We start from the raw sequence: 14,959 nt of genomic DNA on the forward strand, positions 1-14,959 counted from the left end.
CATCAGTATTAGTTACAAAAATAGTAAATAATGTATCCGAACATACAGCCAATAAAGATTACATGTTGTGCAACATTTCAGAGTAAACAAGCCAAATTTACGATCAATGAAAGTACTAGTTTAATTCAATAATAAACATAGCAATAAGCATATTAATTTAAAGATTTAGAGCGCAATTTTATGAACAAAATTGATGTGAATTTAACAGTTAAATCGACCTTTGAATAAGCTAGAAAATCAAATATCAATACGTTTCTTAAAACAAAAAATTAGAAAAATAACCTTTGTTATTTACTATGATTTTACCTAAGTCACCTAAATGTTTTCTCTAATACAAATTAATTTGTAGTTAGATTAGACAACAGGCTGCAACCAATTTTATACAATTATATTATTAATATGAGTAACCTAAATGATCAAAAATAAGATCCGTGAACTGCGTTTTTTTGCAGATGAAATGACTCAAAAAGAGTTAGCTGAATTAGTTGGTGTGACCCGACATACTATAATGGCAATTGAAAAAAGTAAGCACTCACCAACACTTGAGTTAGCCTTTCAAATAGCAGAGGTATTTGGACAATCTATTGAAGAGGTTTTTGAATATCAAAGTAGTTAGCTAATAGATTATGTTTTACATAAAAGATAAAACACTTAATTTAAAAGGCCTTAATCCAAAGTAAATACTTACACCAAGAGTGAGCAGAGCAAATATTTAGTAGCTCTGAAAAGATTTTGAAATTTCCTTCAGCTTGATTCTCTTTCCAATTGGACTATTTAACATAGCGCTTAAGGAGCCAGTATAAATTTTACTTTTAGTAAAATCTTGGGACTGAAATTGTAAGTTGAACCCTTTGCACATCGCTACACCATCGTCACTATAAGCAAGTGCAATAAAGCCCTGAAGTTTGTCTATTAACTCAGGCATTAATACTAGCTGGTTAAATAAATGCCGGAACATTACTGGTAATAGATATCGATTTTGAAATTCTGGTTTGATAACAACACTAGGAATATAGAGATAAATAGGACCTTCGAAATCTAAGCTTGTGCCTACTATATCGCTTTCATCTAACAAGCCATTTTTCATTTGATTATGCTCTTCATTATTGAGCATGATAAACCCAACTTGGCCCACTAGCTCGCCACCACAAACTGCACCAGTAAAACAGCACAAATTTTTGTTACGTAATCTGGTCCAGTGGATGATTTCTTGATCGCTTGCATTGTAATTATTGATGCCTTCGTCTGAGATAAAAATAGACGATTTAACGACATCTTCAACTGTCCAATATTGCTGCAAAAATTCATGATAAGACATAAACTTAATATTCTCTTTTGTAGCAGAATATTCAGCATATTTGGCTTTGTACCAGAGAGGAGTTTCTAAGTATTCAAATTCCCTATAGCACCAATTATAAAATTCAAACCAAGTCTCTTTAGTATCGGCAACACCGTTTCCAAGCAAATGTAATATTCGGCCTCGTTTATAAATATGGGGGTCTTCTAAAAAAAGCTTAACTTCACTTAACACATCCAGCCGTAAACTCTGCTGTTCGAACATTGCCTCAGAGCTAAAAAACAAAGGTAAAATAGCTGAACTACCCATGTTTTATACTTCGCCTTTTGATAATAAGAACAATAATTAATGTTATAAGCCCAGTTGTCGTACCTGCGCCCAGTACCGCTAATATCTCTATACTCTTAAGCCCCTTATCGCCTAATACCCGACTGAATAAATTAAACAAATAGGGAGAAATTTCAAAAATAAACAAGACAATGGCAATTAAATACAGAACTTTATTTTTACTGTCTTCTTCAATACCTTGTCTTATATTAATTTTGTGTTGTAAAAATTGTTGATTTTTTTCGTATAAATCAAAATGTTTATCTATGCCGAAACTTTTCTCTAAATGGTTGGCTAGATGTTGCGCGGTTATATATTTAAAAATTCTAATATCCCAGAATGGCATAGTCACTGCGAAGTTTGATGTCACTTTTTCCATGGTTTTTAATGACAATAACTCTGCTTTACTGATAGCCCGCAATACCTGTTGGTTAGTGCGTAATACCGCCGCCTCTTTAAAAAGCAAAGCTTCAATTATAAATATAAAGGTACTATCTGATTGCAGCTCAGGGTATTGGTTATTGCCTTTTCGCTTATCGATCCGCAACACACTGTGCCTGCCTACAAAAAGATCGCTACTATTATATTGAGCAACATTATTTAGCGTTTTATGTTGTAGTTCACTGGATATGATTTGCGCTTGCATATCATTAGAGTTAAAGGTTTCATTAGCTAAATAATAGGGTAATACATCTTTGTGGATCGCATTTCTAGTAGATAAACACACCTTAGCAGCCGTGGAAAATACCTTGATAAGAAATTTTTCAGCAAGTAAATCTTTAAGGAGCTGAATGGAATGATCGTCATGACGCACTAGTATGTTGTCTTGAGAAACCCGGTCTAATAGTTGAGATACTGCTAATTTTTCATTATGAAATTCAATAGTCACTACACCTAGACAGGTTTTACTATGAAGACTTACGTAGATATTAGCTCTTTTATAAAAACCATTTTCTTCACTACACTCAAATTGGTCATAACAAGCTAGTTCATATTCTCCCAAATGAAAGCGCTCTAGGGATTGATGCACTTCACTAGAAATTTCATTATTGAAGCGCTTGGTTAATTCAACCAATAACGGAGTATTGCCTGAATCTTGAGATACTTTAGTTTTGCAGAAATGTTTGAATGAGCATTTTTCGTCTAAAAAGCTAGGAATAGTAATATAAATATTACCAGAGAAAACTTCGGTACTTTGTGACATAAACCACCAGAAAACATAGACAACACACAAATAACTAGCTAAACAGTGGCAAGTACAAATTTATGTATGGCAATATTTTTATTAATATAATTCAATCAGCTACATTTCCAATGACAATTGATAAGGGTATATGTAAAACTGAAACTTAGCATTCCAAGATTAACAAATTGTCAGTTCCTTCACCAAGCAATTATTAAGACGAATATATGGTAACTAACGAACAAAGAGAAAGTGCATTTTTATGGACCCTCGATCTTTTAAATGAAGGGGTCGTCGCTTTACCTTTAGTCTCTCAAGATTTTTCCCCTGAGGATTGGGCTTTTGTATTTGAAGGGTTACCTCAAGACTTACGATTTTCTCTATGGAAAGCATTAACCGAAGATAAAAAATCTTCAATATTAGCAGCCATGCGAGACGACTCTAGAGAACAATTAATCTCTCTGTTGTCGAACCAAAACCTTGAGGATGTAGCATTAGCCAGCAGCACAGAACAATTAGTTGAAATATTAGATGTGCTCCCCAAACGCGTGGTTAATGGCTTAATTAAAAAGCTAAGTCCAGCTGATACTGAGGAGCTCGAAGACGCTCTAAATTACAGTGAAGAGCAACTAGGACGTTACGTTAACCATGATGTATATAGTGTAAATAAGTCAGCATCCGTAGGAGAGGCACTAGCAGAGTTAAAGTTAGAAGATTTACCTGTGTACACGGATAGTATTTTAGTGGTGGATGATAGCGACCATTACCTTGGCCAAATTGATATTAAGTTACTTATTAATAGCCCAAAAGATACCAATGTACTGCAATTAGCAGAATTTTCTGACCATGTACTAGCGGCAGATATGACCTTATTTGATGCCTCTGAGTCAGTCAAAAACTGTGGTCGCTCAATGCTCCCGGTTCTAGATAAAAGCGGCAGGTTACTAGGTAGGTTCACCATAAAAGATGCTATAGATGTTTATCAAGAATATTATGAAGAGCAGCTATCGCACATGGGCCGAGTCAGTGACGAAGACTTATTTGCTCCCGTTTTTACCAGTGCCAGACGCAGAGCAAGTTGGCTAGGTATTAATTTAATCACGGCCTTTGCGGCCTCATTTGTAATTGGCATATTTGAAGAGGTTGTGGTTCAAGTGGTAGCTTTAGCGGTATTAATGCCAATTGTGGCAAGCATGGGTGGCATAACGGGTAGCCAAACCTTAACCCTTACAATTAGAGGCTTAGCCACAGGACAACTTGCTAGCTCAAACCTTAAAGCCCTAGGTAATAAAGAAGTAAGAGTGGCTTTTTTGAACGGTATTTTATGGGCCTTAGTTGTCTCTGCGATTACATCAGTGTGGTTTGATAATCCATGGCTCTCTGTGATCATTGCCATTGCACTCATTGTAAATATGTTAATTGCTGCACTGTCTGGTATTTTCATTCCAGTGTTACTTGATAGAATGGGTATCGACCCTGCTCTCGCCGGCTCAGTGATTTTAACCACAATAACCGATGTTGTTGGCTTCTTTGTGTTTTTAGGCTCTGCATCATTACTTCTCATATAAGACTCAAACCAGTAAGCAATTGCCTCCAAGTTACACATGCCGCTAAAAATACAAATGTTAGTGGCATGCCTCATAAACTCGGCTGCAAATTTATAGATTAGCCAATTAATTGTTAGCTAGTTTAATTGTTGTTATTTATAATTCTGACCTTTCAGCCTCCCCTAATTTGGTAATGTAAAATGCCTAGAACTAAAAAATGGACTATTGAAGACTCAGAAAACCTATACCGTGTTAGTCGGTGGGGAGCGGGTTATTTTGAAATTGGTGAAAATGGCAATTTACATGTCACACCAGACCCATCTAACACCGGTATGCGTATCGACTTTAGAGCCGTATTAGAAGAGATTAAGCAAGAAGGCATTCAATTTCCTGTGGTGGTTCGTTTTCACGATATTTTACGCACGCAAGTATCTTTACTTAATTCTACCTTTCAAAATACGATGGCCGAAGCTAAGTATCAAGGTCAATACAGAGGTGTATATCCGGTAAAAGTAAACCAAATGCGGGAAGTAGTAGAAGAAATTGTAGATGCTGGCACGCCCTTTAATTATGGTCTAGAAGCAGGTTCTAAGGCCGAGTTACTTACTGCCATGGCGATGAATACCAATCCAGATTCATTAACTATATTAAACGGCTATAAAGACCAAGAATTTATGCGCCTTGCCTTACTTAATTTAAAGCTAGGCCGCAAAACCATAGTGGTTATCGAAAAGTTTTCTGAGCTTGTTTTATTAGTGAAAATTGCCAAAGAGTTAGATATAAAACCTTTGGTGGGTTTGCGCTCTAAGATGACAGTTAAAGGCCGAGGTAAGTGGGAAAGCTCAGGTGGCGACAGAGCAAAATTTGGCCTTACCATTAGTGAAATCATTGGCGCAGCTCGTTACCTAGAAACACACGAAATGGCAGAAAGTTTAATATTGCTGCATTTTCATATAGGAAGCCAACTAACGGATATTCGCGCCGTTAAAGAGTCTATAAGTGAAGGGGCCATGATTTACTCAGAGCTTCACAAAATGGGGTATAAACTGGAATATGTAGACGTAGGCGGCGGCTTAGGGATTGACTACGACGGTAGCCAATCAACCAATGACTCATCCCGTAACTACAGTATGCAAGAATATGTGGCTGATATTGTGTACGGCATGCAACAAGTATGTGATTTAGAAAATGTACCTCACCCTACCCTAGTCAGCGAGAGTGGCCGCGCAATAACCGCACATCATAGTTGCGTGATCACTCAAGTAGTCGGTGAAATCAAAGCTCACAGCATAGGGATACCGACAGATAAGCAAGCTGATGAACATGTATTACTGACTGATATTCGTGAACTTGCGGAATTAATTGATAGCCAAGACAACCTTCAAGAAATTTTTAATGATGCATCCCAATATAAAGAACAAGCTCTGAGTGCCTTTAAATTAAGGGTTATTTCATTGGAAGAACTCGCCAAAATCGAAACCTTATATTGGCAAATAATGGAAACCCTTCAATTAAGGCTAAAAACTGCAGAGTTTATTCCTGAAGAAATGCAAGAGCTGCCATTTAATTTGTCATCTCAATATTTGTGTAATTTTTCAGTGTTTCAGTCAGCAGCAGATACCTGGGCTATTGACCAAGTGCTTCCAGTTGTGCCATTAACCCGTATGAACGAGAAACCTACTATTAATTGCTCATTAGTAGATATCACCTGCGACAGTGATGGCAAACTTGATCAGTTTATAAGTGATGACGGCCTTTCCAATGTCATACCTATGCATAACATTAAGCCGGATGAAGAGTATTACGTGGGGCTATTTTTGACTGGAGCTTATCAAGATGTAATGGGAGATATGCATAACCTATTTGGACGCTTAAACGAGGTGCATATATTTAGCTATGATGACGATCCTGAAGACTTTTATATTGAAGAGATAGTGGCAGGCTCATCGGTAGAAAACGTGTTATCAATTATGCAGTACAATCCTAACTCAATGGCCCAAGGCATCAAAAAGCTCATTGATACTCATGTGTCTAAGGGAGAAATGAAACCAAGAGAAGGGGTTAAATGGACTGATTTTTACGAAAACTGCCTAAAAGGTTACACCTACCTTAAAACTACTGACTAGTCAGTAGCAAGCCTTAGGTAAATAACTGCAAAGCTTTAGTTATTTACCTAAGAGCTTAATCTACATTCTTAGCCGTTAATTGCAGACTCTCCAGGTGTTCAAAACAGCGAGCCCAAAAGTCGGGGGTAAACTCATTAATTAAATTCGATTCAGCATTCATTAACATCACATAGCCCACACCAAACTCTGGCGAAAACGCCACATCAGCCCGATACCCTTTTACCCAACCACCATGATAATTTAATTTGTGGCCTTTAAATTCATAAACGCGCCAGCCCAAACCGTAATGCGCATCTGACAAATAATTGCGCCACTGACGTCTCCAAAGTTCCTTTTTACTTTTCACTCTTGGCTCTGTGACTTGTTCAATTAACTCAGGCGCGATTACCTTGGGCTCTTCACCTAACAAGGCTCGCATCCACACAATCATATCTTCAAGACTCGCATTCACCCCAGCCGCAGGAGAATAACGATAGTAATCATCTCTTACTGAAGTAGAGCGCCATTTGTTCCTAGAAATAGCCACATGGGGCTTTGCCCATTTCTTTGAGCTAGTAAGGCCTTGCTTGCCAACACTCGCATTTGGCATACCTAAAGGTTCGATAATGGTTTGAGTTAATGCTTGCTTATATGAAGAGTGTTGCTGGGTAAAGTACTCATCAATCACAGCAAAAAGGGTATTTTGGTAGGTATAGCATTTACCTGGTGAGCAAAGTGGCTCAAGGTCAGACAACATATTGAGCACTCGTTTTACCGAATAGTTAGCCTCAATCAAGTTATCGTAAGCATTAGGTGTATACCCACTAGATTGGCCTACTACATGCTGCAATAACAGGGGGTTATTGGCACTATGGGAGAAGGGATAATCAGGTACTAAGCTTACTACCGGCATTTGCCAGCTAAGTTGCTTTTGTTCTACATACTTAGCCATTAACATAGACGTAAAGGTTTTCGATACCGATGCCAACCTAAATACAGTATCGATATCAATTGCGGCACCCGATTTACTTTCGTTTCCATAAACAACAACCGAAGCGGGCCCACCTTTTTCAATGTATGCAAAGGCATAACCTGGCAAGTTCTTTACCTTAGCTTTACCCTGAATATCAGCAGCAAATTCTGTCAACCATTTATCTGCCGACCAAGCTGGACTGCAACCCCCAAAGGTAACAAGACATAAGCACACTAGCCTAAACATTATATGACCAAATAAAAACCATAACCCTCTTTACGCAACCTTATAAACCATGAACAACAATACGTTAGTACATAGACATCATTTTTGTTATCCCATTATCCTCTGACTCTTATCCATGAATCAACCTACTTCAACAGCTAAGTTGTTACATTTAGTACAGAATAGAGTTCATATTCAGTTCCGATTTTGTCGTATTTTTATCAAAAAAGACATTACAATGACCAATCGAGTCTTGATTAAGAGTCCCATGCAAACCAGTATTTATAAGCAAGCTAGAATCACCCGAGACCCTAGATTTGATGGGGTGTTTTTTATTGCAGTTAAAACAACGCATATTTTTTGCCGATCTATATGCCCAGCAAACTTGCCACATGAAAAAAATGTAGAGTATTTTCAACATGCTCAGCAAGCAATGAATCAGGGTTATAGGCCATGTTTACGATGCAGGCCAGATAGCGCTCCTCAGTCATATGCTTGGAAAGGAGTCGAAACCACAGTAAATAGAGCCATGAGACTGCTTAGAGAACATAATGACCTGACTATCAAAGATATTACTTTGAAATTGGGGATATCGGACCGTTATTTACGACAACTATTTGCAAAGTACTTAGGGTTAAGTCCCAAACAATACCAAGTATTCAACAAAGTTTTGTTCGCAAAAAAATTAATACATGAAACTGCAATGAACATAGAAAACGTGGCCCATGCTAGTGGTTTTGCAAGCTCTCGGCGCCTGCAGCACAACTTCAAACAAATTACTGGTTTAACTCCCTTACAAATCAGAAAAAACAAGGTTAACCAAAATCAAAACCTTATTCTAAAGTTGCATTTTAGGCCGCCATTTAACTGGCACTATATACAAAATTTTTTACTAAAAAGAGCCATTGATGGATTAGAAACTGTTACCGCAGATAGCTATTCAAGAACCTTTTCAATTGACGGACTTAAAGGTTGGTTTACTGCAAACTATCAGCAAGGTGAAAACTATCTGACACTGGAGATAAACTTACCCAAGATTGAACACCTGAGTATCTTACTGAGTAATATCGAAAGAATATTCGACCTTAATGCAGACATATTGCAGATTCAACAGCAACTAATAAAAAGTGGCATTCCCAAGGATAAATTAATTGATGGAATACGATTACCTGGAGTTTGGGACACCTTTGAAGCAGGTTGCCGAGCAATACTCGGCCAACAAATATCAGTTAAGGCAGCTATTTCATTATTATCCCTGCTGACACAGACTTTGGGAGATAAAATAGCTGACAGATATTATTTTCCTACACCTCAAGCCATCAGTAAAAGCAATCTAGAGTTTTTGAAAATACCCAAGAGTCGCAAACAATGTTTGCAGGACTTTTGCGAATACTATGTTACTTACCCTAATCATTCTCCCGATGCATGGATACAAATTAAGGGTATTGGTCCTTGGACAATTTCTTACGCGAAGATGCGTGGTATGTCAGAGCCCAACATCTGGCCAGAAACCGATCTCATTATAAAGAAACAACTCGACAGATATAAAATTGACTCAACTTTATCTTCCCCTTGGCGCAGCTATTTAACTTTTCAACTTTGGAGCATGGCATGACTGAACAAAGTTTTATCCATTACCTAGAAACCACTTTAGGGATATTAGAAATACGTGCAGATGAAATAGGTATAACAGCAATTGGTTTTGTGGCTAAACCAGAATACGCTAATAATGGAAACCAACATACAGCGCTAGCGGTAACCCAACTGTCTGAATATTTAGCCGGAACCAGAACGCACTTTACACTAAGCCTTAACCTAAAAGGCACTAAGTTCCAACAGCAGGTATGGGCACAACTATTGAAAATACCCTTTGGCCAAACATGTAGTTATAAGGACATAGCTGAAAAGATTAACAACCCAAAAGCAGTCAGGGCCGTAGGGGCAGCAAATGGGCGTAACCCTATTACTATTATTGTGCCATGCCACCGAGTTATAGGTAGCAACGGTAAACTCACCGGATATGCATGGGGCACCTCTATAAAATCAACGTTATTATCCTTAGAAAGTAACCTAGAACCTTAAGTTGAGTACAAACCGCAAATAAATCACAAGACAAGGCAGCCATAGTTTCGTTATGCTTAAACAGGTAACGTCTTGTATCGCACTCAACTAATAAATTAACACACCAAAGCCCTATCAAAGGAAAGATACGCTATGCCCTTTAAATATTTCTGCGAGCTCGTTTTACTGTCGGCATTATGGGGCGGCTCATTTTTGTTTATGCGAACCACAGTTGAAGAATTTGGCCCAGTAATGTTAGTGACATTAAGGGTTGGTATAGCAGGTTTGGTTTTACTACCATTATTGTTATTTAAAAGATTAGGTAGAGAATTAGTAGAGAATTGGCGGCCCATCATGTTTGTTGGTATCACCAACAACGCGATTCCTTACTTTTTGTTTAGTTATAGCACTATTTACTTAAGTGCTGGGTATGCGTCGGTATTGAATGCCACGGCTCCAATGTTTGCCGCCATCATTGCCTTTTTTTGGTTAAAAGATAAATTGGCCCCAATGGCCTTGATAGGTTTATTAATAGGTTTTTTGGGGGTGTTTGTACTGAGTATGGCCAAGCTAGTCCTGCAAACTGAAAATACATTTCAAGCCATATTTGCGGCTCTTGTAGCAACTTTTTTCTATGGCCTTGCGGCGTGTTTTACTAAGCGTTCATTGCAAGGAGTCAAGCCTTTAACGGTAGCGGCAGGCAGCCTAATGTTTGCCACTGTATTTTTATTACCCATAAGCCTTTTTTACTTACCTACAACAACCCCAAGTATAGATAGCTGGCTTAGTGTCTTGGTTTTAGGAGCGTGTTCAACTGGCTTTGCTGCCTTGCTATTTTTCAGGTTAATTGCAAATGTAGGCGCCTACAAAGCAATTACAGTGACTTACCTTGTGCCTGTATTTGGCATTATTTGGGGCATGATTTTCTTAAGGGAGCAATTAACTGTCAATATGTGGATTGGTGCAGCTATGGTTTTAATTGGTGTTGCTCTCACCACAGGAGTGTTCAGAAGACGGCTGATACCAAAACTAGGATGACTCAATCAATTTAGTTCTAACTAAGTTTCGACCATCTCTTTTAGCTAAAAATAAAGCATCATCAGCCGCCGCCATAACTTCAGACATACTCCGCGTTATAGCGGTATAGGAAATACCAAAACTAGCCGTAATCTGAATAGATGTAGTACCGGTTGTAATTGTCATACCTGCTAATTTTTTACACAACTTTTGACATAACTCAGCTGCTTCATGGGGCCCTGTTTCTGGTAACAATAGAATAAACTCTTGGCCACTCCAACGTCCTAAAATGTCGGTATCCCGAATTTCGTTCTGTAACATACTCGCAATTTGCCGCAATACAATATCCCCAGCTTTTCTGCCATGAGTATCATTTATAGGTTTAAAATTGTCTAAATCAATTAATACTAAACTCACTGGTTTATTCTCATACATCACTTCTTCAAACTTCAAAGTTAAATGACTGCGGTTAGGTAACTCTGTGAGAATGTCTATTTGCTTATTTCTTTGCATATCTTTTTTGAAATAATATAAAAGGTTATATATCAAAATAAATAAGCCAAAAATGATAGCTAGCAGGGTCACTATACTAATTATAAACCCTCGACTAATCTCAGTTTGTCTCGCTTGTAGTGGCGTTATAATATACATAGTCCAGTCAAATGGTTGAATATTAAGCTCTGCTATCAGTGCCTCGTGTCCATTGATGGGTAACAATAAGTTATTCAAAGAAGATTCTTTTTGGTGCGGCGCTAAGTCTTGAAACCAAGAGAGGTCAGTGAGGTTTTTAAAGGTAACCCCTTTGATAAGTAACTCCGGATCTGAGGTGAGAGTGATATCTTTATTTTGATCAACAAAAATGAAGTCATAGCCATAGGTTTTTTTATATTCACTGAACACTTCAGTAAATGCTTTGAGGCTTTTTCCTACGCCAAACACCCCTAAAAAATTATTGTCTGCATCATATATTTTTAAGTCAATATAGAATTGCGGGTTTTGCCATTGTCCAATATCAGCCATGGCATTTTCAGGCTGTGCTTTATAAGAGAAGTACCAATTAACTTTTCCCTCAATCAGCTCTATCTGCTGTCTCTCCGAATTATATTGTTTACGACTAATATCACTCGCTATAAAGAAGTTTAAATTGAACTCTCTGTTTAATCTTTCTAGGGTTAAAAATATTTGTTCTTCGTTTTGTTCTGGTCGTTTCATTAGTTCTATCAATTCTTTAGCTTTCGCCAAAGTTTGGGCAATATGCAAAGGTTGCATAAGTTGTTCAACAACGAGTTGAAAGGCCGGAGAGTTAGATTGCTGTTGGGCACGACTTTGCTCAGCGACAATCTTAGAGATACTAATGTGGGTTAGAGTGACAATGGCGATAACCACTACAGCGAACAGTAGTAAAAAACTTCTATGTAGAGTACGGAAAATATTCACTATAGCCTTGTTCCATTGAAAGTTTCAATCATTGATACTAATTGCAATGATAACTGAAAAAAACCTTTTGAGTCATTATAAGGTAACAATTATTTTTTCATTCACTTAAGGGCTTGATTGTTTAAATCATATATCCAACCTTAATGCTCACTCATTCGAGAAATTGCATTTTGAACTACTGACACTGTATTGGCTTATAAGTAGAATAACCCTATCATAAAGATCACCAGACCCAATATTTATAGGAAGACATATGGCATTTTCGGTAGTTGTATTAGCTGCAGGTAAAGGCACTCGAATGAAATCCAGCTTGCCAAAAGTGTTACACCCGATTGGTGGTAAAGCCATGGTGCAGCACATAATTGATACAGTAAACGAATTAGGTGCTACCAATATCCATTTGGTCTACGGCCACGGTGCTGAGCAACTTAAAGCCCAACTAAGTCATAACAAGCTATCTTGGTGTTTACAAGCCGAACAGCTGGGTACAGGCCACGCAGTTCAGCAGGCAGCCCCCTATATTTCAGATGAAGAAGATGTGCTAATTTTGGTAGGTGATGCGCCGCTTATAAAGCCAAGCACTTTACAGCAACTCATCAGCATTAAACAAAAGGCAGATCTTGCTCTATTAACCGTGCATTTAGAAAACCCAACTGGCATGGGTAGAATTATCCGAGAAGGGGAGCAAGTCACCGCAATCGTTGAACACAAAGATGCCAGCGAAGCACAAAAACAAATAACAGAAATCAATACCGGCATGATGATCATGGCAGGCAGTGATTTAAAACGTTGGTTAAGTAATCTCAATAGTAATAATGCTCAAGGTGAATTTTACCTGACAGATGTAATTGCAATGGCGGCCGCGGAAGGTAAAACCATTAAAGCGTCACACCCAAGTTCGGCGATAGAAGTTGAAGGCATTAATAACCGTATGCAACTGGCAAACATAGAGCGTGCCTTTCAATTCGAACAAGCCCAACAGATTATGGCGAAAGGGGTAAGCTTAGCTGACCCCCATAGGTTTGACTTACGAGGCGAACTAACCCTAGGTCAAGACATAAATATTGACATCAATGCTGTCATTAAAGGTAAGGTATCTATTGGCTCTAATGTCAATATTGGCCCCAATTGTGTACTCATTGATTGTGAAATTGCTAATGGCGCTTGCATAGAAGCAAACTCTATTATTGAACAAGCTCAAGTAGGTGAAAACTGCAGTGTTGGACCTTTTGCTAGATTACGACCAGGCGCAGTAATGGCTGAAAAATCTAAAGTAGGTAATTTTGTGGAAATGAAAAAAACGACTTTAGGTAAGGGCTCTAAAGCCAACCACTTTACATATTTAGGTGACACACAAGTAGGTGAAGGTGCCAATATTGGCGCTGGCACAATTACTTGTAATTATGATGGCGTGAATAAATTTAAAACCATTATAGGTGATGGTGCATTTGTAGGCTCTAACAGCTCTTTGGTGGCCCCTGCAAACATAGGTAAAAACGCCACAGTTGGAGCAGGTTCAGTCATAACCAAAGAAGTAGCAGATAATGAGCTAGCTCTTTCTAGAGCTAAACAAAGAAACCTTAGTAATTGGGAAAGGCCCATAAAAAAATAACTATCAAATGATAGTCACAATACCTAGGTTGACCTTTAAGATTAAACCTAGGTTTTCATACTTTAAGCATGCTAACGAAACAACGCCAGTCTTCTAACTGAATATTTTTTACCGTGACAGCACTGCTATTCACTTAGGAGTCTGATATTGCATCTACGAGTTTACAACGCATAGGCCAAATACGCCCAACAGTTACCTTAATTCAATAGTGCACTTTCTGTATAAATCTTATAGTTTTATGAATCTTTGATTTAAATAGAAAACCACTTTGTTAGTAAGGCAGTTATAGCACCGCTAAATACTCTGAACTTTAAATGGAGCTTAGTAGATGGTTGGAAGGAGCAATTAGTAAGGGTGTGGTTGCTGAGTTGAAATTAAAAAAATGCCGCTTAGTAATAAGCGGCATTTTAAGCATAGTATCTAAGATTACTAGATGATTAATCTTCTATAACAGTTGCTTCAGCAGAGCTTGAATAAGTAGTACTTAAATCATCACCTACTGCATAACCCGTATCGAAGTCTTCAGATAGAACTGCCGTATCTGTTGCATCAGCAATCACGATGTCATCAGCTAACAACTCTTTTGCTGACTCTTTCGAAGAACTACCAATACGGATTTGATAGGTTTCTGTTGCTGTACCTGTATTGATTGCAACATAAGGGCCATAGAAGGTTGTTCCGCCATCAATTGATAGGGAGTAACCTGTTGCAGTCCAATCAATCACTACATCTATCTCTGTATCATCAGCATAGGTTAAACCTTCAATGGTTTGTTGAGATTTAGATGCATCACGATATTTAACCGCGCCACTACTAAACACAATTTCACCGGTTAGGTTATCTGAAGAAGCAGAGCCACCGTAAACACTAATGTAAGCGGTATTATCTTCATCCACATCTGGTGTAGCTGTAAAGCCACTAATCGCTTGTATTTTGATTGTGGTTGAAATTGAACCTTCATCAAGTGCTGCCGTTGTTAGGCGTAATTCAGCATCAGCATCTGTTGTTGTGTCAGCCATTCTTGCTACAAGGTTTGTACCCGTTTCGCCAGTACTAGCTCCATCAATAAGACTAACGGTAGCTTCAGCAGAGCTTGAATAGGTTGAGCTTAAATCATCGCCTTCAGCATAACTTTCGAAGTCTTCAGATAGAACTGCCGTATCTGTTGCATCAGC

The 14,959-nt window shown here is 38.2% G+C and carries 12 protein-coding genes; 7 read left to right on the forward strand and 5 right to left on the reverse strand.

Annotation, left to right across the window (positions count from 1 at the left end; all coding sequences use genetic code 11):
* The first annotated feature begins 412 nt into the window (after positions 1-412).
* The gene (locus tag EOK74_RS19090) at positions 413-616 is read left to right on the forward strand and encodes a helix-turn-helix transcriptional regulator (protein ID WP_133471711.1); all 204 of its coding nucleotides are present in this window, start codon (positions 413-415) and stop codon (positions 614-616) included.
* Between the two features lie 96 nt (positions 617-712).
* Here the strand turns inward: EOK74_RS19090 and EOK74_RS19095 are convergent, their stop codons facing one another.
* Positions 713-1,606 (reverse strand): hypothetical protein, encoded by an 894-nt coding sequence (locus EOK74_RS19095; protein ID WP_133471712.1) that lies wholly within the window; start codon positions 1,604-1,606, stop codon positions 713-715.
* The gene (locus EOK74_RS19100) at positions 1,599-2,828 is read right to left on the reverse strand and encodes a hypothetical protein (RefSeq protein WP_133471713.1); all 1,230 of its coding nucleotides are present in this window, start codon (positions 2,826-2,828) and stop codon (positions 1,599-1,601) included. Before EOK74_RS19100 ends, EOK74_RS19095 begins: the two co-directional genes overlap by 8 nt.
* Before the next feature lie 206 nt (positions 2,829-3,034).
* Here EOK74_RS19100 and EOK74_RS19105 point away from each other — a divergent pair, with 206 nt between their 5' ends.
* Both EOK74_RS19105 and speA read left to right on the forward strand, forming a co-directional pair.
* Complete coding sequence (locus tag EOK74_RS19105) at positions 3,035-4,375, forward strand: magnesium transporter (protein ID WP_133471714.1); 1,341 nt, start codon at positions 3,035-3,037, stop codon at positions 4,373-4,375.
* Between the two features lie 179 nt (positions 4,376-4,554).
* Positions 4,555-6,480 carry a biosynthetic arginine decarboxylase gene (speA, locus tag EOK74_RS19110; RefSeq protein WP_133471715.1) on the forward strand — a complete coding sequence of 642 codons (1,926 nt, stop codon included), beginning with the start codon at positions 4,555-4,557 and terminating at the stop codon, positions 6,478-6,480.
* A 55-nt stretch (positions 6,481-6,535) separates the two neighbouring features.
* Here the strand turns inward: speA and EOK74_RS19115 are convergent, their stop codons facing one another.
* Positions 6,536-7,678, reverse strand: coding sequence for a serine hydrolase domain-containing protein (locus EOK74_RS19115; protein WP_133471716.1), 1,143 nt, complete (start codon positions 7,676-7,678; stop codon positions 6,536-6,538).
* A gap of 247 nt (positions 7,679-7,925) precedes the next feature.
* Between EOK74_RS19115 and EOK74_RS19120 the strand changes: the two genes are divergently transcribed.
* The 3 genes from EOK74_RS19120 to EOK74_RS19130 all read left to right on the forward strand — a co-directional run bounded on the left by EOK74_RS19120 (position 7,926) and on the right by EOK74_RS19130 (position 10,756).
* Positions 7,926-9,272, forward strand: coding sequence for an AlkA N-terminal domain-containing protein (locus EOK74_RS19120; RefSeq protein WP_133471717.1), 1,347 nt, complete (start codon positions 7,926-7,928; stop codon positions 9,270-9,272).
* Entirely contained in the window at positions 9,269-9,739 is a 471-nt protein-coding gene (locus tag EOK74_RS19125; protein ID WP_133471718.1) for a methylated-DNA--[protein]-cysteine S-methyltransferase, read from the forward strand. Before EOK74_RS19120 ends, EOK74_RS19125 begins: the two co-directional genes overlap by 4 nt.
* Positions 9,740-9,871: 132 nt before the next feature.
* Positions 9,872-10,756, forward strand: coding sequence for a DMT family transporter (locus EOK74_RS19130; protein ID WP_133471719.1), 885 nt, complete (start codon positions 9,872-9,874; stop codon positions 10,754-10,756).
* Here EOK74_RS19130 and EOK74_RS19135 read toward each other — a convergent pair.
* Positions 10,748-12,172, reverse strand: a complete 1,425-nt coding sequence (locus EOK74_RS19135; RefSeq protein ID WP_133471720.1) for a sensor domain-containing diguanylate cyclase — start codon at positions 12,170-12,172, stop codon at positions 10,748-10,750. The two genes, EOK74_RS19130 and EOK74_RS19135, sit on opposite strands and share 9 nt — an antisense overlap.
* Positions 12,173-12,425: 253 nt before the next feature.
* Between EOK74_RS19135 and glmU the strand changes: the two genes are divergently transcribed.
* On the forward strand, positions 12,426-13,784 hold the full coding sequence (glmU, locus tag EOK74_RS19140) for a bifunctional UDP-N-acetylglucosamine diphosphorylase/glucosamine-1-phosphate N-acetyltransferase GlmU (protein ID WP_133471721.1): 1,359 nt from the start codon (positions 12,426-12,428) through the stop codon (positions 13,782-13,784).
* A gap of 437 nt (positions 13,785-14,221) precedes the next feature.
* Here the strand turns inward: glmU and EOK74_RS20880 are convergent.
* Positions 14,222-14,959 (reverse strand): hypothetical protein (locus tag EOK74_RS20880; RefSeq protein WP_205964735.1); only part of this gene is annotated, 738 nt, incomplete at its 5' end.

Origin of the sequence: Paraglaciecola marina (assembly GCF_004360155.1) — a bacterium.
GTDB lineage: Bacteria > Pseudomonadota > Gammaproteobacteria > Enterobacterales > Alteromonadaceae > Paraglaciecola > Paraglaciecola marina.

Bases quoted from the DNA above. Each gene is read 5' to 3' on its own strand.
- EOK74_RS19090 (WP_133471711.1), top strand. From the start codon at position 413: ATGATCAAAAATAAGATCCGTGAACTGCGTTTTTTTGCAGATGAAATG.
- EOK74_RS19095 (WP_133471712.1), bottom strand. From the start codon at position 1,606: ATGGGTAGTTCAGCTATTTTACCTTTGTTTTTTAGCTCTGAGGCAATG.
- EOK74_RS19100 (WP_133471713.1), bottom strand. From the start codon at position 2,828: ATGTCACAAAGTACCGAAGTTTTCTCTGGTAATATTTATATTACTATT.
- EOK74_RS19105 (WP_133471714.1), top strand. From the start codon at position 3,035: ATGGTAACTAACGAACAAAGAGAAAGTGCATTTTTATGGACCCTCGAT.
- speA (WP_133471715.1), top strand. From the start codon at position 4,555: ATGCCTAGAACTAAAAAATGGACTATTGAAGACTCAGAAAACCTATAC.
- EOK74_RS19115 (WP_133471716.1), bottom strand. From the start codon at position 7,678: ATGTTTAGGCTAGTGTGCTTATGTCTTGTTACCTTTGGGGGTTGCAGT.
- EOK74_RS19120 (WP_133471717.1), top strand. From the start codon at position 7,926: ATGCAAACCAGTATTTATAAGCAAGCTAGAATCACCCGAGACCCTAGA.
- EOK74_RS19125 (WP_133471718.1), top strand. From the start codon at position 9,269: ATGACTGAACAAAGTTTTATCCATTACCTAGAAACCACTTTAGGGATA.
- EOK74_RS19130 (WP_133471719.1), top strand. From the start codon at position 9,872: ATGCCCTTTAAATATTTCTGCGAGCTCGTTTTACTGTCGGCATTATGG.
- glmU (WP_133471721.1), top strand. From the start codon at position 12,426: ATGGCATTTTCGGTAGTTGTATTAGCTGCAGGTAAAGGCACTCGAATG.